Genomic DNA, 24,887 nt, shown 5'->3' on the forward strand with positions numbered 1-24,887 from the left:
AGCCCTATTTAACGGAATACATGGATTTGCGGAACCAAACTTATAAATCTCCCCGCAGGGAACAAGCATTATTTCTAACACTGCCTAATGGCGCAACGGAAGGCAAACGAATGACGAAACGAGCTATTCAAGAGATGGTCATTAAATATGCGAAGCGCTTCGGAAAGCCTTTTCTACGAGTACATATGTTAAGACATTCGTTCGCTACAGATTACTATTTGCAAAATGATTTGTACAAAACACAAGAACAATTAGGTCACGCATCGCCCGAAACCACACAAATATACGCCCATCTAACCGATAAGACGATGTCAAGGGCCATTGATTTTCGCAAATGGGAGGAATAATTTACCCAATTATCCCAAAGTTGTACAAGTGCTCAGTTCACCTGCCTTCACTTCTCATACACTGATAGTAACTTGAGAAAGGAAGTGAGTGAGCTTTGACTATTTTATTGGATTCACAGGTTTCACAAAATTCGAGCTACTCCGGAGCTTTCGCGATTCCGATTACGGCAATCGGTACACCTCAATTAGTAGGACAGTTAGGATTGAATCTTACTACAGGTGTATCAGGCAGACGTGTGATATTAGCGGGAGTCGTTGGTTTGCAATTGCCTTTATTGCCTGTCGTGACAAGCGCCACCATTTCCGTATACCGGGGACCTTCCACTTCGGATTTGTTAATATACCAAGCTACGGAGAACTTAAACCTCGCCCTGTTAGGACCGCAGATCTTTTCTTTTAACTCTACCGACTTTAATCCGCCGCAGGTATTCCAACTATACTCCATGTATGTGTCAGTCAGCGTATTGGGTGTCTTGAGAGTGGGACCCGAAAGCTTTAACGGAACCGGATATGCGGACTAATAAATCAAAAAAAGAAAGGCAGATTCCCGAGGGAACCTGCCTTTTACCGTTATTCAACAAACAAAGGAACGATTTGGAATCCTTCATCCGAAATCCGGACAAGCCCTTTATCCGATAACCTCAGTTCGGGAATAACGACCAAAGCGAGTAAGGAAATCGTCATAGTCGCATAATTAACCTTGCAACCCGCCTGAATCAATGCTTGGCTGATTGCACGGGATGCCTCCGCCACTTGTTCAAACGGCGCATCCGACATTAACCCCGCAATGGGTAACGGCAGAATGGTTGTGCCTCCACTTGTTACGACCGCAATCCCGCCATGAGCGGAACGGACTGTGTTGGCCGCTAATGCCATATAATCATCATCGTTACCAATAACCATCAGGTTATGGCTGTCATGGGCAACGGTCAAGGCAATGGCTGCCGCTTCAGTAAAGCCGACACCCGCCACCAAACCTAAGGCTTGATCGCCTGAAGCGTGGTGGCGTTCAATAACCGCCATTTTGCACAAGTCGTGAGGAAGCTCTGAAAGTATGCCCTTGTGCGCATTCAATTCACGGAACAGCTCACGTGTATCCACACGATTCTCGAGCAATTCAATGACCCTGGCCTTGACGATGCCTGTATCAAGCGGTGTGTTTATGATAAAGTCCGTCGCGCGGACATCCCGCTTCAATTTCATGGAAGAGGTCGCCTCCTCCGGGTACTGAAACGCCGGCAACTCGGTAACCATCACGCCATGCTCAGCTACCACTTGCCCCGCGGCAATCGTCAGTACGACATTCACATCGGCCAGAGGGCCATCCAATAGAATGATGTCCGCGCAAGAACCCGGCGTAATCGTCCCCACATCGCGTGCTACACCGAATCTCTCCGCTGTGTTAATGGTCGCCATCTGGAAAGCCGTTACCGGCTTAACCCCTTGCTGGATCGCATGACGAACGACAAAGTTCATGTGACCTTCATCGAGCAACGATTCCGAGCTTCGATCGTCGGTAACGAGCATCAGGCGGCGCGGGTCGATGCCGTGCTCCGTATGGGCGGTGATGGTCCGCGCCACATCATGCCATGCCGATCCGCGCCGCATCATCGCGTACATCCCCAAACGGACGCGTTCAATGACATCCTCGGCCGTGACGCATTCATGGTCGCCGGTAATCCCGCTTGCAGCATACGCTGCAAGCCGCCAATCCCCGGTCGGCCATGTGAAATGTCCGTCGGCCAGTCGGCCGGCCCTGAGTGTGGCCTGAATTTCCCCCAGCATCTTCTCGTCGCCGTAGACGACACCCGGGAAATTCATGACTTCGCCGAGCGCAATGACATCGGGTCCCCACGTAAAAGCTTCCGCTACTTCGTCAGGACCGATGTAGGCGCCGGTCGTTTCAAGTTGAGGTCCGGTCGAAGGTACGCAGGAAGCTACCTGCATATAGGCGGCAAGCGGCGTGCCACGCGCTTCTTCAACCATTAACCGCAATCCTTTTAACCCGAGAACGTTGGAAATTTCATGCGGATCAAAAAATCCTCCAGTTGTTCCCAAAGGTAATACAGCCCGGGCAAATTGAGTTACCGTCAATTGTGTGCTTTCAATATGACAATGACCGTCCAGGAGACCCGGAGCCATGTATCTTCCCTTGGCTTCAATGACCCTTGTTCCTTCGCCAATCAGATGAGACGCATCCTTACCGACGAAGGCGATCCGGGAACCATAAATACCTACCGATATACCGGGAATGACTTCCCCTGAAACCACGTTAACCAGTTTTCCGTCCCGAATGACCAGGTCTGCAGGTTTAGATCCCCGAGCGACAGCAACCAGATCAGGAACAACATCCGCGAGAGTAGCTCGGTGAAATGGATTCCCTTCTATAGCAGCTTTATGATTTAACATAAGCGTGTACCCTCCTATTCATTCAATCAGCCTGTACATCTGTCGTTACGGTGCGCATGCCGTTTCAACGTCGTGAATTAATGCTTTCATGGTGTCCAAGGCGTTTACAATTTCCAAAGAATAGTAACGCTGCGTTCCTTTTTGTTCACTGCGTACAAGCTTAGTATCACGCAGTATCTTGAGATGATGCGAAATAGCGGGACGCGATAATTGCGACTGCTCCGTTATGGCACCCACCGTCATCGCGTCCCGCTCCGCCAGCAGCAGAATAATATCCTGTCTGGCCGGATCGCTAAGCGCCTGAAACAACGGAATAGCGGAACGAAGAGAGATTAATGCCCGCTCCGCTTCTTCTTTTTTAATATTTACGCACATGCTTCCACCGCCTTTGTATCCTTATGTCCATTATAGGAACACACGTTCCATCACTTCATAAGTTTGCGTATGAGCTTTAATCCGTTCTTAGCCGAAGGATAACGGAAACTGAAATCAAACCTGTTGGTTTGTTTCAAGACACTCTTATAGTGAGAAAAGGCTTGAAACGAGCTTTCCCCGTGATAACTGCCCATACCGCTCTCCCCGACACCGCCGAATGGCAGATAGGGTGTGGCAATATGCATTAACGTATCATTAATACACCCGCCGCCAAAAGGAACATATTCAACAACTTGATCCTGTACAGCTTGATCCGTAGTGAACAGATAGAGGGCTAGAGGTTTCGGTCTGGCATTAATTGCTCGGATCGTCTCGTCCAAGTGAGTGTATTTTATAATGGGCAAAATAGGACCGAAAATCTCGTCCTGCATCACTGGCGAATCCCAGCTAACCCCCTCCATCAGAGTAGGTTCCATGATTAATTTGCTGCGATCCGTGCGCCCGCCTGTAACAATGGTTCCTGCTTCAAGAAATGCGGCAAGCCTGTCGAAGTGACGTTCACTTACGATACGCGCGTAGTCCGGGTTCCCAAGGGGATCCGTGCTGTAGAACTCTTCAATGGTTGCCTTTAAATGCTCCATAAATTTAGCACTTATTTCCTCATGAACCAACAGGTAATCGGGGGCGATGCAGGTTTGACCCGCATTCGTAAATTTGCCGAATACGATTCGCTTCGCGGCAAGCTGCAGATCCGCATCTTTATGGACAATACAAGGACTTTTCCCGCCTAACTCCAATGTTAACGGAATAAGCTGCTTCGCGGCCGCTTCCATGACAATTTTGCCGACAGGCACGCTTCCGGTAAAGAAAATATAATCAAACTTCTGCTCGAGCAAGGTCGAGCTTGCCTCGACGCCGCCTTCCACCACGGTAATCCAACCGGATTCGTGAAACACATCTTTGATCATCCTAGAAAGCAGTGCCGAAACGTTAGGAGTCAGCTCGGAGGGCTTCAGAACAACCGTGTTGCCGGCAGCCAATGCGCCGATTACAGGGGCTAAAGCCAATTGGACAGGATAATTCCACGGCGCGATTACCAGAGTTACACCGTAAGGTTCAGGTATAATTCTCCCTGAAGAGCCAATGTGCGTTTTTGCTGTCTTTACCCGTTTAGGCTTCGCCCACCGCTTCAGATGCTTTAAAGTAAACCGAATTTCCTCCAGAAGAAACCCGATCTCCGTCATATAGGCTTCTTTATCCGACTTATTCAGATCTTTCTTAAGCGCATTTATCAGATCTTCTTCATAGCGAAGAATTCCTGCTCGCAGCGCTCGCAACATATCCATGCGCCGATCTAAACTACGGGTATGTCCCTCAGCGAAATAAGCTCGCTGGCTATTTACCACATCAGGAATATTCAAAGTAAACACAACCTTTCTTAAAAGATTCTACAATCATTAGTTTAAAGGTTTAAGTATTTAAACTTAATGTATCCAAACGGGAGTTTAAAGTCAAACCAAGCCAAAAAAAGAAACTGCCATGATCGACAGTTTCTGCATAAACATTCCTTCAGGAAGAATTTAAGATTCGAAAGGACCCCGTCCCCATCGTTCCCAATTGTCCGGCTTCATCTCTGATCTCGCCATATACCGTAAGGATACTGTTCGTCTCGTGCAACAATTCCGCCGTTACAAGTAAGCGACCTTCCTTCAACGGATGCATGAAATGGACATTTAAATTGGTCGTTACAGAGCTGTTCTTCGGCCTGGCGGACATGACCAGCACCCCCATGGCATTATCCAGTAAACTGGACAATACTCCCCCGTGAACGATGCCGATCAAGTTCAAATGACGCTCTTCCGCATCTAAGGAAACGGTTACTTTGCGCGCATCCAGATGATCAAGCCTGCAACCCAGTGTTCCCCAGAACGTATGTTTCGCTTTACTCTCCAGTCGTTCAATATACTGGCGTACTTCAGGCGTGACGTCTTCATTGATTTCGTCTTTCGTATTCATGGCCGTACCTCCTGCAGGAGCCGTTGCTATTGTTGAATGGTCTTCGTTGACTCTTCCTCCAGCAATTTTCGGCGAAGTACTTTACCGACAATGGTCTTCGGTAAGGTTTCCCTGAACTCAAATTTACGCGGTACTTTAAAGGCTGCCAGATGTTCCCGGCACCAGGCTTCAAGCTCCGCTTCCGTTACGTCAGGTGCATTGTCCTTTAACACAATGAAAGCCTTCACGGTTTCCCCTCTATACTGGTCAGGAACGCCGACCGCACAGGCATCCTTGACGTAAGGGTGCTCATACAGAACTTCTTCAATTTCACGCGGGTAAATGTTGAAACCGCTTGCAATGATTAAGTCTTTTTTTCGATCCACAATCGCAAAGAACCCATCCTCATCCTGTGTAGCCAAATCTCCCGTGTAAAGCCAACCATTCCGCAGTACCATGGAGCTTTCTTCTGGCCGGTTCCAATACCCCTTCATAATCTGCGGACCGCGGATAATAATTTCTCCGATTTCCCCGGTCGCAACTTCCGTGCCTGTATTGCTGTCCACTACGCGCGCTTCCGTATCCGGAAAAGGAATACCGATCTTCCCGATTTTACGTTTGCCCCAGATGTTATTGGCATGGGTTACAGGGGAGGCTTCGGTAAGTCCGTAACCCTCGATTAATTTACCTCCGGTAATCTCTTCAAAGCGTTCTTGAACCTCAAGTGGTAACGGGGCCGAGCCGCTGATACATACTTGTATGGAGGACAAATCGTATTTGTTAATATCCTTATGATTAATCAACCCAATGTACATGGTGGGCGCGCCCGGGAACACAGTTGGTTTCATCTTGTCAATCGTCTTCAGCACCTGTTCAATCTCGAATTTCGGTACAAGAATAAGCATGCCGCCGATCAGGACGGACTGACTCATCAATACCGTTAAGCCAAACACATGAAAAATCGGAATCGCGCCGAGAAAACGTTCTTTGCCTTCCTCCGCGTTATAGTTCCAGTGACTGGTCTGCAAAGTGTTCGCAACGAGATTGTAGTGAGTGAGCATAACCCCTTTGGCCACGCCTGTCGTGCCCCCCGTGTATTGCAACACCGCGGTATCCTCGACAGCATTCACTTTAGATAGAATCGGGGAACCGCTGGCTTTATTCACAAATTCTGTGAAAACATGGGCGTGATCCTCTTCCGTTAATTTCACAACGTTGCCTTCTTTACGCTGCTTCAGACCATAGAGCACATTCTTCGGAAACGGTAAGTAGTCCTTAATCGACGTAACAATGACATGCTGCAGCGGTGTACTGCTTTTCACTTTACGAATCCGCGGAAGCAGCAAATCCAGCGTAACCATGAATTTCGAGCCGGAGTCATTCAGTTGATGGCGCAGTTCCCCCTCCATATAGAGCGGGTTCGTATTGACGACGATGCCTCCTGCGAGCAAAGTGCCGTAAAAAGCGATAACGGTTTGGGGGATATTAGGCAGCATAATCGCTACCCGATCCCCCTTCTTCAAGCCTAGCCCAGTTAAACCATTGGCAAAGCGATAACATGCCTCGAGAAGATTAACATAGTTAATTGTTTTGCCCATAAAATATAAGGCGGGTCTGTCAGGAAACTTCTGTGACGTATCCAACAGGAATTGCGCCAGATTCTGTTTTGGGTATGCATAGGTCGGAGCGACCTCCGCCGGATAATGATCAAGCCAAGTCAGGGTTGAACGCATCGTTAACATCCCTTTCGAGAAAACTCCATTTTCTCAAAGTATATGCAGGTGGTCATAGGTACTCGAAATTGTCCTACTTCCTATTATACAATATATTTTTCAGCTTGAATGACACGGGCTGCAATCGCTCTCTTCAACTCCACGGTGTTCACGGATACAGACTTGGTCAGCTTCTTAAGCACCGATAATTGCGTACGCAGCGTGTCTCCCGCTTCCATGTAAGCTAAAGTTTCTTTGGCAATCCGGTCAATGCTCTCAAGCGCCTCATGCACATATACCGTAGTCATCTGGATGGCATTCTCTGCTTTGGCTTCCCCTGCGCGGCCAATCTGCTTCTTCGTGCGGAGCAGCGCGCTCTCGGCTGCATAAATCTGAATCATTAAATCTGCCAGATTGCTCAGTACTTCTTGTTCTTTCTCCAGTTTAGCCGCATATTTCTGAACAGCCGATCCGCCGACGAACAAGAAAATTTTCTTCATCATGCTCAACAAATGCTGCTCCTGAGACAATGTCTCATCAAACGACTGTCCAGGCATAATCGAAAGCAACTCGCCTTGAAGCGCCTGTGCTTTTTGCAACAAAGGCAACTCGCCTTTCATCGCTTTCTTGAGCAACGTGCCCGGAATCAATAACCGGTTAATCTCATTGGTGCCTTCGAAGATCCGGTTAATACGGGAATCACGGTAAATGCGCTCGATTTTGTACTCCTGAATAAAGCCGTAACCGCCGTGAATCTGCACGCCCTCATCCGCGATAAAGTCAAGACCCTCGGACGCGAATACTTTGTTAATCGAGCATTCCAGCGCGTATTCGGAAATTCCTTTGGCGGAGTGCTTTCCTGCATCCGGACTGTTGTGATCGATATCTTTCAGGATATCGTCGATGACGCCCGCCGTACGGTATATCATACTCTCCATGACGTAGGTGGTAATGTTCATTTCCGCCAGCTTCTTGCCGATTAACGGGAAGCGTGAGATCGGTGTGTTGAATTGAGTACGCGTGTTCGCATAAGCGGATGCCAGTTCAATGGATTCCTTCGATGCGCCTACACAGCCCGCGCCTAATTTGAAACGCCCGATGTTCAGAATGTTGAATGCGATCAAGTGACCTTTACCAATTTCGCCAAGCACATTATCCACAGGAACTTTGACATCTTCGAAGAAAATCGGACGGGTGGATGAACCTTTAATCCCCATTTTCTTCTCTTCTGGCCCCAACGTGAAGCCTTCCATATCTTTCTCTACGATAAACGCGGTGAAATCCGTACCGTCCACTTTGGCGTACACGATGAACACATCGGCGAAACCGGCATTCGTAATATATAGTTTGGATCCGTTCAAAATGTAATGCTCGCCGTCCTCAGACAATTTGGCTGTCGTTTTGGCGCCTAGCGCATCCGATCCGGAAGTCGGCTCTGTCAGGCAGTAAGCCGCAATTCTTTGGCCAGTTGCCAGATCCGGCAAATATCTGTGCTTCTGCTCTGTCGTTCCGAAGAACACAATTGGCAGTGTGCCGATTCCCACATGAGCGCCGATCGACAAGGCAAATGAAGATGCCTTAGCCAACGTTTCATTGATTACGGTCGAACTCACCTTATCCAGTCCCAAGCCGCCAAACTCTTCCGGCACATCGGAGCCCAGCAGTCCGAGCTCGCCCGCTTTGCGCATCAATTTCACCGTTAACTCATAGTCCAGCTTCTCCAAATGCTCATCATTGGGCACCACTTCGCCGTCCACGAAATCCTTCGTCGTCTCCGCGAACATGCGTTGTTCTTCCGTGAAGTCCTCGGGTGTTACGATCTGACTTGGGTCCAAATCCTCGATAATGAAGCTGCCGCCTACAATTTTGCCGCTGGTTTGTAACATGATCATTCGCTCCTTTATAGTGAAATGATAAATGGATAGATAAGTTGAGAAGAATTAAAATCAATAAGACATATTCTCGTCGCCGTGAACTTCGAACACGCCCGCGGCGCCCATGCCGCCGCCGATGCACATGGACACGACCCCGAATCCGCCGCCTCTGCGGCGCAGCTCGTAGATGAGGGACGTGGTTAACTTCGCGCCGGTGCAACCCAGCGGATGTCCCAGTGCAATGGCGCCGCCATTCACGTTTACTTTGTTCTCATCCAGCCCGAGATGGCGGATGATCTGTACGCATTGCGAAGCGAAGGCTTCATTGATCTCGAACAGGTCCACCTGTTCCTGGGAAATGCCGGCCAGCTTCAGCGCTTTCGGGATCGCCTCCACGGGGCCGATCCCCATGATGTCAGGCGCGACGCCGGCGAGAGCGAAGCCGCGGAACGTTGCGAGCGGCTTCAAGCCGAGCGCATCGGCCTTCTCGCGGCTCATCACGACGGCTGCCGCGGCGCCGTCGCTGGTCTGCGACGCGTTGCCCGCGGTGACGCTGCCGCCGACGGCAAAGGCCGGCTTCAGCTTCGCGAGGCCCTCCACCGACGTATCCGGGCGCACGCCCTCGTCGGTGTCGAACGCGAAGCTGCGCGCCCAAGCCTTGCCCGCGTCATCGACGCCGCCTTGGCTCGCGTTCACGGGCACGATCTCGGCCTTGAACTTGCCGGCCGAGATGGCCGCGGCCGCTTTGCGGTGGCTGTTCGCCGCATAGCGGTCCTGATCTTCGCGGGAGACGCCGAAGCGATTGGCGACGTTCTCCGCGGTGTGGCCCATGCCCATGTACACCTCAGGCATGGATTCCACGAGCCCAGGATGCGGCGACGGCTTGAAGCCGGCCATCGGCACGTGGCTCATGCTCTCGACGCCGCCGGCGATAATTACGTCGGCGTGCCCGAGCATGATCCGCTCGGCGGCGAACGCGATCGCCTGCAGGCCGGAGGAACAGAACCGGTTCACCGTCAGCGCCGGCACGGTGTCGGGAAAGCCCGCGTAGAGACTCATGATGCGGGCGAAGTTCAAGCCCTGCTCGCCTTCCGGCATGGCGCATCCGATAATGACGTCTTCCACATCGGCTTTATCCAATCCCGGCGCGCGTTCCACCACCGCCTGCAATACCGCCTTCCCCAAGTCCTCGGCGCGAGTCTGCGCCAGACTTCCTTTCTTGGCTTTGCCCACGGCTGTGCGGGCTATCGATACGATTACGGCATCCCTCATCGTTAGAACTCCCTTCTCCATCTGCAAATTAGTTGCGAAGCGGCTTACCCTTGGTGAGCATATGCTGCATTCTGGCTTGTGTCTTCGGTTCGCCGCATAGGCTCAAGAAGGCTTCGCGCTCGAGGTCCAGCATGTACTGCTCCGTGACCACCGTTCCTACCGGAACGTTGCCCCCTGCAAGTACATGCGCAAGCTTACCGGCGATCAGCAGATCGTGATCGCTGATGAACCCCCCTTGGCGCAACCCATAGGCGCCAAGCTGCAGTACCGCTTTGCCCGTGTCCCCGGCTACGCGGAACCGCTGCGGCTTCGCAGGCTGGTATCCTGCGTCATCCGCCAGCCGAAGCACCGCTCGCTTCGCTTCGTAGATACGGTGGTCTTCGTTGATGACCACCCGATCCTGAGGCCTCATGTAACCGAGGCGCTTTGTATCATGCCCGCTCGCAGACACCTTGCCCATGGCAATCGTCTCGAAGATCTTATTCAGCGACGGCTGTAAATCAATTTCCAGATCATCTGTGGATAAGGCCAGACGCATAACCATCTCTTTACATCCGCCGCCGGCAGGGATTAAGCCAACGCCTGTTTCCACCAATCCAAAGTACGTTTCCGCGGAGAATATAATCTCATCGGCCGGCAAACTTGCTTCCACGCCGCCGCCCAGCGTCATCTTGTGCGGAGCCGCCACGACCGGTTTCTCGGCAAACCGCAGTTTCATCATGGAATCCTGGAACAGCCGAATGATGTTGTTCACTTCGTCCCACTCTTCATCCTGCGCTTCCATGAGAAGCAGCATCAGATTGGCGCCTACACAGAAGTTGCGTCCTTCATTCGCAAGCACCATCCCGCGCCAATTTCGGTTCACTTCATCCACACTTTGCTGGATCATGGTCAGGATGTCCCCGCCGATGGCGTTGTTCGGCGATGCGAACTCCAAACAAACCACTCCGTCTCCGATATCGATCAAATTCGCTCCCGCATTGGACTTCACAATTTTATTTTGTTTTTTAAACGCGGCTAACGAAATCAGTTCAGGCTTTTCTTCAAGCGCTTTATACTCATTTTTTAAGTAATAGAAGATTTTGCCTTCCTGCTCATTCCATTGATAAAAGCTTTCATGCCCTTGTGCAATCCATTCCTTCACCCATGCCGGGACGGTCAGGCCTTCTTCCTCCATCTTCGCCACGGAACGCTTCAAGCCGATGGCATCCCAAGTCTCGAACGGCCCCAAGTTCCAGTTAAAGCCCCATTTCATCGCTTGGTCGATATCGACAACCGTGTCGGCGATTTCACCCATTTTGTCCGCGGAATAGATCAACACTTGTTTCAAAATGTCCCATGCCAGCTTCGAATACTTATCCGGTGTGCTTAACAACGCCTTTAACTTGTCTTTCGTACCTTTCGCGTTTTTGGAAGCTTCCAGGGACGCTGACGTAATTTTACGAGCTTTCGCGTACTCCAAAGTATCAAAGTTCAGCGACTGTATTTCCGTGCCCTCAGCGCTCTTCAGCTTTTTGAAGAAGCCCTGGCCCGTCTTTTCCCCGGTCCATCCTTTGGCGACCATTTGTTTCAAAACTTGCGGAACCTTGAATATCTCTTTCTCGGCAGAACCATCGGGTACGGTGTCATATACATTTTGCGCCACATGGACGAACGTATCGAGACCGACCAAATCAAGCGTGCGGAAAGTAGCGCTCTTCGGTCGTCCCATAGCAGGCCCGGAAACTGCATCCACTTCCTCCACGGTAAAGCCTCCGCGCTGCATCTCCTGTAAAGTGACCAGTAGACCGAAGGTCCCGATGCGGTTGGCGATAAAGTTAGGCGTATCCTTGGCGGTTACGACGCCTTTCCCCAGCTTTTGTTCACAGAAGCTTTTCATAAACTCCAGAATGGCAGGAGAAGTTTTCTCGCCTGGAATAATTTCAAGCAATTTCATGTACCGGGGCGGATTGAAGAAGTGAGTGCCCAGGAAGTGCTCCTTGAACGCATCACTGCGGTCCTGCACCATGGCTTTAATAGATATTCCTGAAGTGTTGGAAGAAACGATCGTTCCCGGCTTCCATACCTGTTCAATTCGCTGGTATAATGATTGTTTGGCTTCCAGGTTCTCAACGATGACTTCAATAATCCAATCGGCTTCAGATAACCTGTTCAAATCGTCTTCGAGATTGCCGGGTTGAATTCTACCGGCGAACTCTGAGCTGTATAGAGGCGAAGGATTGGTTTTCTTGAGCTTTTCCAGAGCGCTCAGTGCGTATCGATTTCTTACCTTCGGCGCATTTAAGTTTAAACCGGCTGCTTCTTCTTGAGGCGTCAGCGCGTTAGGCACGATATCCAGCAACAAGGTTTCTATACCGACATTGGCCAAATGAGCTGCGATTCCGGAACCCATGACACCCGAGCCAATCACGGCTGCTTTGCGAATCATTCTTGACATTGAAAGTACCTCCGATCAAATGATGAGTTACAGTCGATAGTTAATGATATTAATAATTTAGATTATGAATTAACGACATCCGCTTCAGGAAGCGATTTTGCCGGTGTTCCAAATACGGAAAGCTCCAAAATTTCCGCGATATCCTTGGCCTTTACCCGATCCTCGGCTTCAATCATCTTGGTGCCGTCCTCCAGCATGGTTAAACAATACGGACACGCTGAGGAGATAACGGTAGGCTGAACCGCCATGGCTTGCTCGGTTCTTGCCAGATTAACACGTTTGCCGCCTGTTTCCTCCATCCACATCATTCCGCCGCCGGCGCCGCAGCACATCCCGTTCTCACGTGTACGTTCCATCTCCGCCAGCTCTACTCCCGGAATAGCCCGAAGTACGTTGCGCGGTTGATCATATACATTATTGTAGCGTCCCAGATAACAAGAATCGTGGTACGTGATGCGCTCTTTCACGGTATGGGCGGCTGTAAGCTTGCCATGACGAACCAGTTCATCCAACAGCTCTGTATGGTGAATGACTTCGGCCTCCAGTCCAAACTCCGGATATTCATTCTTCAACGTATTGAAGGTATGCGGGCAAGCCGTTACGATTTTCTTCACGTTATACTTTTGGAAGATTTCAATGTTCTCACCGCACAGCTGCTGGAATAGGAATTCATTGCCCATACGACGAGGCGTATCTCCTGAATTCTTCTCTTCGTTCCCCAGGATGGCAAAGTTGACACCCGCTTCGTTCATCAGTCTTACCAGCGCGCGGCTCACTTTGCGGCTTCGATTATCATAAGATCCCATCGATCCTACAAAGAACAAGATGTCGAAGTCCGGGTTTTCTTTCACCGTCGGGATATGAAGTTCTCCTTCCGGATCCACTTCCTTCACCCACTTCGCGCGGTCGTTACGGGAAATGCCCCAAGGATTGCTCTGACGTTCAATGTTCTGTAAGGCGCGTTGACCGTCATGCGGCATGCTGCCTTGCGTTAGAACGAGATGTCTGCGCAGATCAATGATTTTGTCCACATGCTCGTTGCCTACAGGACATTGATCTTCACAGTTCCGGCACGTTGTGCAAGACCACAACTCTTCTTCCGTCATCACGCCGCCAATCAGCTCAACTTCCTGAGGATTGCCTTCCCCGTACACCCATGAATGCTTTTGGGCGTTTATAGTGGGAGTAATGTTCGTGATATTCGGTTCCTGTTCACTCCACGTCGCTAGTTCCTCAGCATCATAACGCATACTGGAGGTGCCTTGGATAGCCGGTGCAAAAGCAATGGCTGGTGCCCAAGGGGATTTGGAAGTAACCGCTTGGCCTTTCTCCGTTAAGTGATCTCTTAATTTGGTGATGAGATGCATCGGAGACAAGATTTTACCCGTGCTTGAAGCAGGACAGACATTGGTGCAGCGTCCGCACTCCACACATGCGTAAAAATCCAACATTTGTTTTTGCGTAAAATCCTCAATTTTGCCGACACCGAACGATTCCGCCTCTTCATCTTCCAAATCCAGTTTACTAAGGCGTCCCACAGGCTCTCTTCGTCTCAACAAGATGTTCACGGGCGCCGTCAGGATGTGAAAATGTTTGGATTGCGGCACATACACGAGGAATGACAACAGAATTACAAGATGCGCCCACCAGAAAGTGTAATAACCGGCCGTAAGCAGCCCATCAGACAAACCGTCCAATCCTGAGGCAATCCAAGAACTGATCGGTGCGTAGCCGGAAGCTTCATGCCCTTCTTTGGCCCGATCGAACCCCAGAGTTAACAGCACGGACAACATCAGACTATAGATGAAAAAGAGGACAATGCTCGGCTTCCAGCCCCTCTTCAAGCGCTTTAACTTCTCACCATAGCGTCTGTAGGCGGCGTAACTCATAGCAAGTAAGATCAAGGCTACTGTAACCTCTTGCGTAAAACTGAACACATCGTAGCCTGGAATGGGAAGTTCATGCCCCGTCAAGCCTTTCCAGATGATGTCCATCGCTCCAAATTGAAGAACAATAAAACCGTAGAATACAATAAAGTGCATAATCCCGCTTCGGCGGTCTTTCATTAACTTGGTTTGACCAAATGTCTCAATGGCGAACTGCTTCAGGTTAAGCTTCCAACGTTCCTTCAGATCTTCAACAGGCCGGCCTAGCCGGATATACAAAAACCTGTGATAAACCACTTTCCAGAACAGATACACCCCGAACCCGGTTACGCCTGCAAACAAAATCCATTGTAATAATTGCTGAACCATAGTCCACCTCGAATCCTGAATGATAACTTTACCAGTTGTTAGGACAAAACATGAAGCGCTTACAATGCTAGTTTAAAATAAAATCCCTATTCTACTTATATGTAGGGAATTCATTGAAACAACCCTAACCTGTTAAGGACAGTCATCTGTTGACAACGGTTTCTTGAGAAGGTATGATGTTGTTAAAAATGAATGGTCATTCATTCATTTCCTATCTGTATTCTAACACCGAGGTGTATCCGATGACAAGTAAAAAAACCGAAAAGTACCAAATGATTCTCGAAGGCGCCTTAAAAGTCTTTGCGGAGCACGGGTTTCACAAGTCCCAGGTATCCAAGATCGCGAAGGCTGCGGGTGTGGCGGACGGAACCATATATCTCTATTTCAAAAGAAAGGAGGATCTGCTCATCTGCCTGTTTCGGGAGAAGCTCGGCGAGCTGGTCCAGAAATTTGAAGATAGCGTGCGTGACATCGATGATGTAAAGGAAGCCCTTCATAAGGTATGTGAAATTCATTATACGGAGCTTGAGAATAATGTGGATCTGGCTCATGTTACCCAAATTGAGCTTCGTCAAAGTTCCATGGAACTTCGTCGGGAAATAGGAATGGCCTTTAAGCCATACATTGTATTGATCGAGAATTTATTAGTGAAAGGTGTTCAGCAAGGGGTATTTAAACCTGATCTTGATGTTAAGCTTGTCCGCCTGCTCCTCTTCGGGGCTATGGATGAAGTGGTTACCTCATGGCTCATATCCGGACGTAAGTATTCATTGGCGGGTCAAGTTAACGGTACGATTGATTTTTTCCTAAAAGGTATTGCGCGTTAATTCATTCTAATCTCAGGAGGCGTTCTTATTATGAAAATCGTAGTATTGTTGAAACAAACCTTTGATACGGAAGAAAAAATCTCGCTGACCGATGGTGTGGTTTCGGATGATGGCGTCAAATTCGTCGTAAATCCTTATGACGAGTACGCCGTGGAACAAGCGATACAATTGCGTGATGATCTGGGCGGCTCGGTGACGGTTCTTTCCGTCGGACCCGAACGTACGGCCGAAGCCCTTCGTACCGCTCTGGCTATGGGAGCGGATGATGCCGTTCTGATTACGGATGATCGGATTCCCGCCGACGAAGTTGCCGTTTCCCGTGTACTAGCCGCTTATTTGAAAGATCAGGGCTGTGATTTGTTGTTAGGCGGGAATTTCTCTGTCGATAACGGGGCGGGTCAGGTTGCGGTTCGTTTGGCTGGACTACTGAACATGCCTCATGTGGGATCCATTACGAAATTGACAATCGCGGACGGTACCGCGACAGTTAACCGTGATGCCGAGGGAGATATTGAAGTACTGGAAGTCGCCCTCCCTGCCCTCTTCACCGCGCAACAAGGGTTAAATGAACCTAGGTACCCTTCTCTGCAAGGGATTATGAAGGCCAAAAAGAAACCGTTTACACATTTAACTCTGGATGATTTAAATTTGGAGGCTTCCTCTATAAGCGCCGCTGTTGAGAGAATTGAACTTAGCCTACCTCCGGAACGCGCGGCAGGGAAAATATTGAAAGGCGAAATTCGCGAACAAGCGGCCGAGTTGGTAACACTCCTTCGTACAGAAGCTAAAGTCATTTAATATTCGATAATCTTAAGGAGGCTAAATTCAATGAGTAAATCTTTGTATGTAGTAGCGGATCTTCGTAATGGCGCCCTTCGTCAAGTATTCTCGGAAGCGATTCATGCCGCTCAGCAGGCATCCGGCGACGGGGATACGGTATCCGCAATCCTGATCGGATCGGGGATTACCGGACTTGCAAGTCAGGCTGCCAAATACGGATTAGATAAAGTATACGTGGTGGATCACCCCGAACTTAAGGATTATCGCCCTCAGGCCTACTTAACAGCTATTAAGAGCGTTGTTGGTGATTCCGTGCCTGACGGCATCTTCTTCGGTCACACGGCCATCGGACGGGATCTAGCTCCACTAGCTGCCGCCTATTGGAACGGCGGTGCTATTACCGATGTAATCGCGTTAGAGAATGACGGCTCAGGAAACATTGTATTTACGCGTCCGATTTACGCGGGTAAAGCTTTTGAGAAAAAAGTGTTCAACAGCGGTCCTTGGTTTGTCACCTTACGGCCGAATAACATACCCGCTATTGCTGCGGACGCTTCGAAACAGGCAGAACTCGTGGAAGTGGATTATGCGGCTCCCTCCCTTCGCGTCATTGTCAAAGAAGTGGTGAAGAAGGCGTCCGGTAAAATCGATTTATCCGAAGCGAAAGTCGTCATCTCCGGCGGGCGCGGTGTAAAAAGTGTGGATGGCTTTAAACCTCTGGAGGAGCTGGCTGAAGTTCTTGGCGGCGCGGTGGGCGCTTCTCGCGGTGCTTGCGATGCGGGGTATTGTGATTATGCCTTGCAAATCGGCCAGACTGGCAAAGTAGTCACACCAGAAATCTATATTGCTTGCGGCATCAGCGGAGCCATACAGCATCTGGCCGGAATGAGCGGTTCCCGAGTCATCATTGCGATTAATAAAGATCCTGAAGCGCCCATCTTTAAAGTGGCTGATTACGGCATCGTCGGTGATTTGTTTGAAGTGGTCCCGCTTCTGAAGGAAGAGTTTTCTAAGATTTTGGCTTAATCTTTCACAATGGATATGATCCTTAAGCTTCTAAACGTATGAAAGCAAACCTTTGCGGTTTGCTTTTTTTCATAGTCGACATTTTAATCATGTGCTATATTTATGGTAATTATTTCATTCTGCTGTTTGAACAATACCCTACTAAAGGAGAGATAATCATGTCACTACTTGCCATTACACCTCCTCCGCCCTATTATGCCGTTATCTTTACTTCGGAACGTACAGAGGGAGACCAAGGGTACGGGTCCATGTCGGATCACATGGTGGAGTTAGCTTCGCAACAAACAGGGTTTCTTGGTTTTGAAAGCGCGCGGGGAGCAGATGGTTTAGGCATTACCGTGTCCTATTGGAGCACCCTCGAAGATATTAAGGCTTGGAAAGAACAATCTAATCATCAATCCGCACAAGCCAAAGGAAAATCGGATTGGTACAGTCAATACGCGGTGAGGATTAGTAAAGTGGAGAAGGACTATTTCTTTGAAGTCTAACACATTGTCGACTCGGGCTCTTAATCGCGCATTATTAAAGCGTCAACTCCTCCTCGAACGTTCCCCTCTTGCTCCATTGGAAGCGTTAGAACATTTAGTGGGTTTGCAGGCGCAATGGCCGAATCCGCCATACGTCGGTTTATGGAGCAGGTTGGAGAACTTTAAACAATCTGATTTATCTGAGCTGTATCTCAATCGCAAAGTTGTACGTATCGCCTTGATGCGATCCACCATCCACCTCGTCAGCGCGAAAGATTGTATAGGCTTACGGCCATTATTACAGCCTGTGCATGAACGAGGTTTGACCGGGTCATTCGGCCGTAAGTTGGCCGGTGTTAACCGAGAAGCAATTGCCTCTGCCGGACGTGCACTCGTGGAGGAATCACCGCGTACATACCACGAGCTTGGCAGAATGCTGCGTGAACAGTGGCCACTTTGCGATCCTGAGGCCCTTGCAGCCGTAGTCCGTACCTATGTTCCTCTGGTACAAGTTCCGCCGCGAGGCCTCTGGGGCGAGATCGGACAAGCCGCTCATACCTCCGCTGAAACTTGGCTGACCGATGTGCAAATCGACAATATAACTCCATTCGGATTAGAAGATGTAGTCATGCGCTATTTAACCGCATTCGGACCCGCTTCTGTGAAAGATATCCAAGTGTGGTGCGGACTGACGGGGTTACGCGAGGTCGTGGATGGGTTAAAGAACCAACTATGTGTTTATAAAGACGAACGTGGAACCGAACTGTTCGACATCCCTGATACCCCTCTTCCTGATGCCGATACACCTGCGCCTATGCGTTTCCTTGGTGAATTCGACAACATGCTTCTGTCGTATGCGGATCGTTCACGAATTATCAGTGAAACGGATCGTCCCTTAATTTTCACGAAGAATGGAATCATTCGCTCTGCAATTCTGGTGGATGGGATCGTTGCCGGGTTATGGTCCATCTCTGTGAAACGCTCTTCGGCAACACTTCTCATTGAGCCTTTCAGATCATTAACATCGGAGCAAATTGTAGACATCGAAAAGGAAGGTTCCCGTCTTCTCTCCTTCATCGCTCCTAATGCAGATGCATTGGATATTCAAATCCCAAAAAGCTGATTGCGTAATCATCGCATCAGCTTTTTCATTTCTGCTCACTAGGGACCTACCTTTAGCTTCCATTCACCTCACCTTATAGACAACGCATAACCCTTTTTCATTCCAGAATCATAAAAAAATCCTGCCCCGAAGGACAGGATCTGCGTATTTTATTGATCTTTAAACATCCAGCTGCGCATCATCGCAAGAAGCTGCGAGCTGTTAACCGGCTTCGTAATGTAATCGGAAGCTCCGGCTTCAAGGCAAAGTTCACGATCACCCTTCATCGCTTTGGCAGTGAGCGCAATAATCGGTAATTTCTCGAAGGTGGAATTCTGACGAATCGCTCGCATTGTCTGATAACCGTCCATCATTGGCATCATGATATCCATTAACACAATGTCAATTTCCGGTGATTGTTCCAATATGCGAATGGCGTCATAGCCGTTCTCGGCAGACAGTACATCCATCTGATGTCTTTCCAAAATGGTGGTCAGTGCAAAAATGTTACGGATATCGTCATCAACAACAAGCACTTTCTTATTTACAATGACCTCATCGGATTGATGAATTTTAATCAAGGTATCCCGATGCTGCTCCGGTAAATCCTCCTGTTTACGATGCAAGAACAATGTCGACTCATCCATGAGCTGCACAGGAGATTTGACTTCCTTGATTACGTTGGTACGCATCAGTTCTTCTAATTCTTCTTCTTCCTCATGAGTTAAGTTCTGATTGCGTTTCAACACAACTGGCAGGTACTTGTTCTTGGAGGTTTTCTGCATCTCACGAATAAACTTAATTACGTTCATATCGGGAAGATCATCTTCCAGAACAATGCAATCCATTTCCTTGGATTTCAGCTGATTCAAAGCTTTACGCCCCGTATCGGTCGACGTAATCTTTAGGTCCTCGTTATTTATTCGATCAATGGTTTCTTTGCGTTGCTCCGCGGCATTCACTGCAACTAATAAGTTCTTGGATTGTTTGTTGGCAAAATCGTTCAAGCGATCCAACGCATTCTCTAAATCCTCATTGTTAACAGGTTTGCACAGATAATGATACGCGCCTTTTTGTAGCATCTGAACGCCGTCGTCCTCAACGGTTATGACACATACCGGGATATGTCGAACGTTGATATCGCCTTTCAACTGCTCCAGCACGGTAATCCCGCTCATATCTCTTAATCGAATATCTAACGTAATCGCTTGAGGCTTAAATTTCCGCGCAAGCTCCAGCGCTTCCTGACCAGATGATGTAACAATGGCTTTAATGCCTTTTTTGCGAAGCACATCTAATAAAATTTCATTAAATTTCGAGTCGTCTTCGACAATTAAGAACACACGGTCGTTAGGTTTAATATCTTCACGGTCGTCGTTGATTTCTTCAATATTGTTCAACAACGGTGTACGCTGACGTTTAGGAGGAGTAATATCGATAACCTCAGGAATATAACCTGCGGCCACTTCACTTAGTGCAGCTGCATTTGCTTGACGTTGTTCCTTTAGTACAGCCGGATCTGCTTCAATGGGAAGGTAAAGAACAAACGTACTTCCTTTACCCACAAAGCTGGTGATCGAGATTTCTCCGCCCAGCATTAACGCGATTTCTCTGGATATGGCAAGTCCCAGTCCCGTTCCACCGTAATTGCGGCTCGTACTGCCGTCTGCTTGCTGGAACGCTTCAAATATAATGTTTTGCTTCTCTAACGGAATACCAATACCGCTGTCTGTAACGGAGAAAGCCATAACCATTTTTGCGGTATTAAGCGTCTCGTTATCCATACTCCAGCCTTCATTGGCTCTGCGAATCTGCAATAAGACTTGGCCTTTCTCCGTAAACTTAAAGGCATTAGACAGCAAATTCTTCAATATCTGTTGTAACCGTTTGGAGTCTGTCATGATCGTCTCAGGAAGGTTCGGTTCGGATTTAATCCTGAACTCCAGTTTCTTATCATCCGCGATATGGCGGAAGGTGCGGTCCATGCTTTCCGTCAATTCCAGAAGTTTCATTTCCGCAATTTCAGCCGATGAAGTACCGGATTCAATTTTGGAAAGGTCCAAAATATCATTAATAAGGTTAAGTAAATCTAAACCCGAATCATGAATTGTCTTGGCAAACCGAACTTGATCATCTCTTAAATTGCGATCCGGGTTCTCAGAAAGTTGCTCCGCAAGTAATAACAAGCTGTTCAGAGGAGTTCTCAGCTCATGGGACATGTTCGCCAGAAACTCTGATTTATATTTGGAAGTAAGAGATAATTGCTCGGCTTTTTCTTCCAGGAATCGTTTAGCCAGCTCAACTTCATTGTTCTTGCTCTCGACTTCCGCCTTCTGAATGACAAGCAATTTCGCTTTGTCTTCCAGTTCTTCATTCGTATGTTGAAGCTCCAGTTGTTGTTTCTGCAACTCTTCCGTTAGGGATTGAGATTGCATCAACAGTTCCTCAGTACGCATATTCGCTTGCATTGTGTTCAGAACAATCGCAATACTTTCCGTTAATTGATCCAGGAACGCAACATCAATTTCCGTGAATTTACGGAAGGAAGCAAGCTCCATGACCGCAAGTACCTGATCTTCAAAGATAATTGGCAGCAACACGATGTTAAGCGGTGTGGATTCTCCCAACGCTGAAGAAATAACCACATAATCATCCGGTACATTGGAGAGCAATATTCTCTGTTTCTCAATGAGACATTGACCAACCAAGCCTTCTCCGGCACGGAATTCATTGGAAAGATTTTTACGGTTTTGATAGGCGTAGCTGGCAAACATACGTAAAATCGGTTCGCCTGTACTCGTATCATTCATGTAGAACACGCCATGCTGCATGGAAACTAACGGTGCAAGCTCCGACATGATCATGCGGCAAACGGCATACAAATCACGTTGACCCTGCAGGATTCGGCTAAACTTCGCAAGATTTGTTTTCAACCAGTCTTGCTCCGTGTTGATCCGTGTTGTTTCTTTGAGATTACGTATCATTTCATTGATATTATCTTTAAGCGTTTCAACTTCGCCAACAGCCTCAACCGCAATAGTACGTGAATGATCACCTTTGGCAACGGCTACGGCTACATTCGTAATCGCACGAACCTGTGTAGTAAGCGTACTAGCCATGTAGTTTACGTTATCCGTCAAGTCACGCCATGTACCCGCGGCGCCTGGTACGTTCGCTTGACCGCCCAGCTTACCTTCTGCTCCTACCTCACGCGCAACCGTTGTAACCTGATCAGCGAACGTGGCAAGAGTGTCGATCATATCGTTAATCGTATCAGTCAGTTCGACAATCTCGCCTTTGGCGTCGACCGTCAGTTTCTGCTTCAAATTACCGTTGGCTACCGCGGTTACGACTTTGGCAATACCCCGAACCTGGTTAGTCAAGTTCGTCGCCATGATATTAACATTGTCGGTCAAATCTTTCCAGGTACCGCCTACACCTTTAACCTGTGCTTGACCGCCTAGTTTACCGTCCGTACCTACCTCGCGAGCAACCCTTGTAACCTCGGATGCGAAGGAATTCAGCTGATCCACCATCGTATTGATCGTGTTCTTCAGCTCCAACAACTCGCCTTTAACGTCGACCGTAATTTTCTTGGACAAATCGCCGTTCGCAACCGCTGTAGTCACAGCAGCAATGTTACGTACCTGGGATGTCAAATTCCCGGTCATATAGTTTACGGAATCCGTCAAGTCTTTCCAGGTACCGGACACATCTTTAACGTCGGCCTGACCGCCCAGCTTCCCTTCCGTACCGAATTCACGGGCAACCCTTGTAACCTCGGATGCGAAGTTGGAAAGTTGATCCACCATCGTATTTACAGTGCTTTTCAGTTGTAGCATCTCGCCTTTAACATCAACCGTAATTTTCTTGGACAAATCACCTTTCGCGACGGCTGTCGTTACATCCGCGATGTTACGTACTTGGTCAGTCAGATTGCTGGCCATGTAATTTACACTTTCGGTAAGATCTTTCCATGTGCCGCCTACACCTTTAACCTGTGCCTGACCGCCCAACTTCCCTTCGGTACCAACCTCACGCGCCACACGCGTTACCTCGGATGCGAACGTGGAAAGCTGATCCACCATCGTATTAATTGTATTCTTAAGTTCAAGAACCTCGCCCTGAACATCTGCTGTTATCTTCTTGGACAAATCACCGTTCGCAACCGCTGTTGTTACAACCGCAATGTTACGTACCTGATCCGTCAAGTTACTCGCCATGGAGTTAACGCTCTCAGTCAAATCACGCCACGTTCCGGACACACCCTTAACATCAGCTTGTCCGCCCAAAATGCCTTCAGTGCCTACCTCGCGAGCAACACGTGTAACCTCGGATGCGAACGTGGACAACTGATCCACCATCGTATTAATCGTACTCTTCAATTGCAGAATTTCACCCTTGGCGTCTACGGTAATCTGTTTGGACAGATCACCCTTAGCTACTGCCGTGGTCACCTCCGCAATGTTACGAACTTGGTCCGTTAAAGTACTGGCCATGAAGTTAACGCTGTCGGTTAAGTCTTTCCAAGTACCTGATACGTCTTTAACATCAGCCTCGCCGCCCAGTTTACCCTCATTGGATACTTCTCGAGCGACCCTCGTTACCTCGGATGCGAACGTGGAAAGCTGATCCACCATCGTATTAATGGTGCTTTTCAACTGCAGAATCTCGCCTTTGGCGTCAACGGTGATATGTTTGGACAAATCACCTTTCGCAACGGCTGTCGTCACTTCAGCGATATTACGCACCTGATTGGTCAGATTGCTCGCCATGGAGTTAACGCTCTCCGTTAAATCACGCCATGTTCCTGCAACGCCTCGTACTTCGGCCTGTCCGCCCAATTCGCCTTCGGAACCTACCTCGCGCGCTACCCGCGTAACCTCAGACGCAAATGTGGAAAGCTGATCCACCATCGTATTGATCGTGTTCTTCATTTCAAGAACTTCGCCTTGTGCGTCCGCGGTGATTTTCTTGGACAAGTCGCCGTTTGCAACGGAAGTTGTCACGACGGCTATATTACGCACCTGATTCGTCAGATTGCTCGCCATATGGTTTACGCTTTCCGTCAGATCGCGCCATGTTCCCGATACGCCCTTAACATCAGCTTGGCCGCCGAGTTTTCCTTCCGTACCTACCTCGCGCGCAACCCTTGTAACCTCGGATGCGAACGTGGACAGTTGGTCTACCATCGTATTAATCGTACTTTTCAGTTGAAGAATTTCGCCTTTGGCATCAACCGTAATCTGTTTGGACAAATCACCTTGGGCAACCGCCGTGGTCACCTCAGCAATGTTACGAACCTGGCCCGTTAGATTGCTGGCCATATTGTTAACCGAATCCGTTAGAATCCGCCATGTTCCTGAAACTTCATTCACTTCCGCCTGGCCGCCAAGCTTCCCGTCCGTACCAACTTCGCGGGATACCCGGATAACTTCTGAAGCAAATGTGCTTAACTGGTTCACCATGCGGTTAATATTATTTGCAGTCCTTAAAAATTCGCCGGTTAATGCGCGTCCTTCGTATTCCAATTCGATCTTCTGCGAAAGATCGCCTTGCGCTACGGCATTAATTACGCTGACCATCTCAATAGTCGGTTGAGTTAGGTCTACGACAAGTTCGTTCAATGAATCGGTTAATGTTGCCCAGGAGCCGCCGGAATTCTTATGCCCGAACCGCCGGGTAAGCTTTCCCTCTTTACCTACAACTTGAGCAACTACCTTTGTTTCGTTAATTAAATTTTCCTGCATATCCATAATATCATTGAAAGCATCCGCGATCTTACCGCCTACTCCTTCACGATCATATGGCAATCTGACACTGAAATCCCCTTTTTTAAACGCAAGAAGCGCGCCTAACAGTTCGTTGGCGCTGATTTGGTCGTTACCGCCGATAATATTCTGGTCTTTGTCCGGCATGAGAATATCCTTCCCCATTCATATATGGTTTGTGTTGCTGTATAATCATCACCGCAATATAAAGAGCATCTCTCCGATATCGGGACAAGAT

Annotated in this window: 17 protein-coding genes (1 of these 17 cut by a window edge); 7 read left to right on the top strand and 10 right to left on the bottom strand. The window is 48.8% G+C overall.

All coding sequences use genetic code 11. From position 1 onward, the window contains the following. Both xerS and SY83_RS17325 read left to right on the top strand, forming a co-directional pair. Positions 1-347: the 3' end of a tyrosine recombinase XerS gene (xerS, locus tag SY83_RS17320; RefSeq protein ID WP_068608779.1), read on the top strand. The gene continues 724 nt to the left of window position 1, outside the view; 347 of the gene's 1,071 nt are visible here — the last part of the coding sequence; its start codon lies beyond the left edge, outside the window; its stop codon occupies positions 345-347. Between the two features lie 95 nt (positions 348-442). Next, positions 443-868 carry a hypothetical protein gene (locus SY83_RS17325; protein WP_068608781.1) on the top strand — a complete coding sequence of 142 codons (426 nt, stop codon included), beginning with the start codon at positions 443-445 and terminating at the stop codon, positions 866-868. A 49-nt stretch (positions 869-917) separates the two neighbouring features. On the opposite strand, the gene ade is transcribed toward SY83_RS17325, so the two are convergent. From ade to SY83_RS17370, 9 genes are all read right to left on the bottom strand, one after another. Continuing rightward, on the bottom strand, positions 918-2,756 hold the full coding sequence (gene ade, locus SY83_RS17330) for an adenine deaminase (protein WP_068608782.1): 1,839 nt from the start codon (positions 2,754-2,756) through the stop codon (positions 918-920). Positions 2,757-2,801: 45 nt separating this feature from the next. Continuing rightward, complete coding sequence (locus SY83_RS17335; protein ID WP_068608785.1) at positions 2,802-3,131, bottom strand: metalloregulator ArsR/SmtB family transcription factor; 330 nt, start codon at positions 3,129-3,131, stop codon at positions 2,802-2,804. A gap of 50 nt (positions 3,132-3,181) precedes the next feature. Then, complete coding sequence (locus tag SY83_RS17340; protein WP_068608787.1) at positions 3,182-4,561, bottom strand: aldehyde dehydrogenase; 1,380 nt, start codon at positions 4,559-4,561, stop codon at positions 3,182-3,184. A gap of 139 nt (positions 4,562-4,700) precedes the next feature. Next, the gene (locus SY83_RS17345; RefSeq protein WP_068608789.1) at positions 4,701-5,147 is read right to left on the bottom strand and encodes a PaaI family thioesterase; all 447 of its coding nucleotides are present in this window, start codon (positions 5,145-5,147) and stop codon (positions 4,701-4,703) included. 26 nt (positions 5,148-5,173) lie between these two features. Then, positions 5,174-6,859 carry a long-chain-fatty-acid--CoA ligase gene (locus SY83_RS17350; RefSeq protein ID WP_068611173.1) on the bottom strand — a complete coding sequence of 562 codons (1,686 nt, stop codon included), beginning with the start codon at positions 6,857-6,859 and terminating at the stop codon, positions 5,174-5,176. Positions 6,860-6,942: 83 nt separating this feature from the next. Further along, the gene (locus SY83_RS17355) at positions 6,943-8,724 is read right to left on the bottom strand and encodes an acyl-CoA dehydrogenase family protein (RefSeq protein ID WP_082882596.1); all 1,782 of its coding nucleotides are present in this window, start codon (positions 8,722-8,724) and stop codon (positions 6,943-6,945) included. Positions 8,725-8,784: 60 nt separating this feature from the next. Then, positions 8,785-9,984: an acetyl-CoA C-acyltransferase gene (locus SY83_RS17360; protein WP_068608794.1), complete on the bottom strand. Its 1,200-nt coding sequence runs from the start codon at positions 9,982-9,984 to the stop codon at positions 8,785-8,787. A 28-nt stretch (positions 9,985-10,012) separates the two neighbouring features. Further along, positions 10,013-12,421 (bottom strand): 3-hydroxyacyl-CoA dehydrogenase/enoyl-CoA hydratase family protein, encoded by a 2,409-nt coding sequence (locus SY83_RS17365; protein WP_068608796.1) that lies wholly within the window; start codon positions 12,419-12,421, stop codon positions 10,013-10,015. 62 nt (positions 12,422-12,483) lie between these two features. Next, on the bottom strand, positions 12,484-14,676 hold the full coding sequence (locus SY83_RS17370; RefSeq protein ID WP_068608798.1) for a heterodisulfide reductase-related iron-sulfur binding cluster: 2,193 nt from the start codon (positions 14,674-14,676) through the stop codon (positions 12,484-12,486). A gap of 242 nt (positions 14,677-14,918) precedes the next feature. Between SY83_RS17370 and SY83_RS17375 the strand changes: the two genes are divergently transcribed. The 5 genes from SY83_RS17375 (at position 14,919) to SY83_RS17395 (ending at position 18,899) form a co-directional block, all read left to right on the top strand. Continuing rightward, positions 14,919-15,503 (top strand): fatty acid metabolism transcriptional regulator FadR, encoded by a 585-nt coding sequence (locus SY83_RS17375; protein ID WP_068611174.1) that lies wholly within the window; start codon positions 14,919-14,921, stop codon positions 15,501-15,503. A gap of 30 nt (positions 15,504-15,533) precedes the next feature. Then, positions 15,534-16,301 carry an electron transfer flavoprotein subunit beta/FixA family protein gene (locus SY83_RS17380; protein WP_068608800.1) on the top strand — a complete coding sequence of 256 codons (768 nt, stop codon included), beginning with the start codon at positions 15,534-15,536 and terminating at the stop codon, positions 16,299-16,301. Between the two features lie 30 nt (positions 16,302-16,331). After that, the gene (locus tag SY83_RS17385) at positions 16,332-17,309 is read left to right on the top strand and encodes an electron transfer flavoprotein subunit alpha/FixB family protein (protein ID WP_068608803.1); all 978 of its coding nucleotides are present in this window, start codon (positions 16,332-16,334) and stop codon (positions 17,307-17,309) included. Positions 17,310-17,467: 158 nt separating this feature from the next. Further along, positions 17,468-17,797 carry an antibiotic biosynthesis monooxygenase family protein gene (locus SY83_RS17390; RefSeq protein WP_068608805.1) on the top strand — a complete coding sequence of 110 codons (330 nt, stop codon included), beginning with the start codon at positions 17,468-17,470 and terminating at the stop codon, positions 17,795-17,797. Continuing rightward, complete coding sequence (locus SY83_RS17395; RefSeq protein ID WP_231891287.1) at positions 17,787-18,899, top strand: winged helix DNA-binding domain-containing protein; 1,113 nt, start codon at positions 17,787-17,789, stop codon at positions 18,897-18,899. Before SY83_RS17390 ends, SY83_RS17395 begins: the two co-directional genes overlap by 11 nt. A 149-nt stretch (positions 18,900-19,048) precedes the next feature. On the opposite strand, the gene SY83_RS17400 is transcribed toward SY83_RS17395, so the two are convergent. Then, positions 19,049-24,796, bottom strand: coding sequence for a HAMP domain-containing protein (locus tag SY83_RS17400; protein WP_068608809.1), 5,748 nt, complete (start codon positions 24,794-24,796; stop codon positions 19,049-19,051). Positions 24,797-24,887 lie beyond the last annotated feature (91 nt).

The sequence above is a fragment of the Paenibacillus swuensis genome (genome assembly GCF_001644605.1).
GTDB classification, from domain to species: Bacteria; Bacillota; Bacilli; order Paenibacillales; family DY6; genus Paenibacillus_N; species Paenibacillus_N swuensis.

Bases quoted from the DNA above. Each gene is read 5' to 3' on its own strand.
- ade (WP_068608782.1), bottom strand. From the start codon at position 2,756: ATGTTAAATCATAAAGCTGCTATAGAAGGGAATCCATTTCACCGAGCT.
- SY83_RS17335 (WP_068608785.1), bottom strand. From the start codon at position 3,131: ATGTGCGTAAATATTAAAAAAGAAGAAGCGGAGCGGGCATTAATCTCT.
- SY83_RS17345 (WP_068608789.1), bottom strand. From the start codon at position 5,147: ATGAATACGAAAGACGAAATCAATGAAGACGTCACGCCTGAAGTACGC.
- SY83_RS17350 (WP_068611173.1), bottom strand. From the start codon at position 6,859: ATGCGTTCAACCCTGACTTGGCTTGATCATTATCCGGCGGAGGTCGCT.
- SY83_RS17355 (WP_082882596.1), bottom strand. From the start codon at position 8,724: ATGTTACAAACCAGCGGCAAAATTGTAGGCGGCAGCTTCATTATCGAG.
- SY83_RS17360 (WP_068608794.1), bottom strand. From the start codon at position 9,984: ATGAGGGATGCCGTAATCGTATCGATAGCCCGCACAGCCGTGGGCAAA.
- SY83_RS17365 (WP_068608796.1), bottom strand. From the start codon at position 12,421: ATGTCAAGAATGATTCGCAAAGCAGCCGTGATTGGCTCGGGTGTCATG.
- SY83_RS17370 (WP_068608798.1), bottom strand. From the start codon at position 14,676: ATGGTTCAGCAATTATTACAATGGATTTTGTTTGCAGGCGTAACCGGG.
- SY83_RS17375 (WP_068611174.1), top strand. From the start codon at position 14,919: ATGACAAGTAAAAAAACCGAAAAGTACCAAATGATTCTCGAAGGCGCC.
- SY83_RS17380 (WP_068608800.1), top strand. From the start codon at position 15,534: ATGAAAATCGTAGTATTGTTGAAACAAACCTTTGATACGGAAGAAAAA.
- SY83_RS17385 (WP_068608803.1), top strand. From the start codon at position 16,332: ATGAGTAAATCTTTGTATGTAGTAGCGGATCTTCGTAATGGCGCCCTT.
- SY83_RS17390 (WP_068608805.1), top strand. From the start codon at position 17,468: ATGTCACTACTTGCCATTACACCTCCTCCGCCCTATTATGCCGTTATC.
- SY83_RS17400 (WP_068608809.1), bottom strand. From the start codon at position 24,796: ATGCCGGACAAAGACCAGAATATTATCGGCGGTAACGACCAAATCAGC.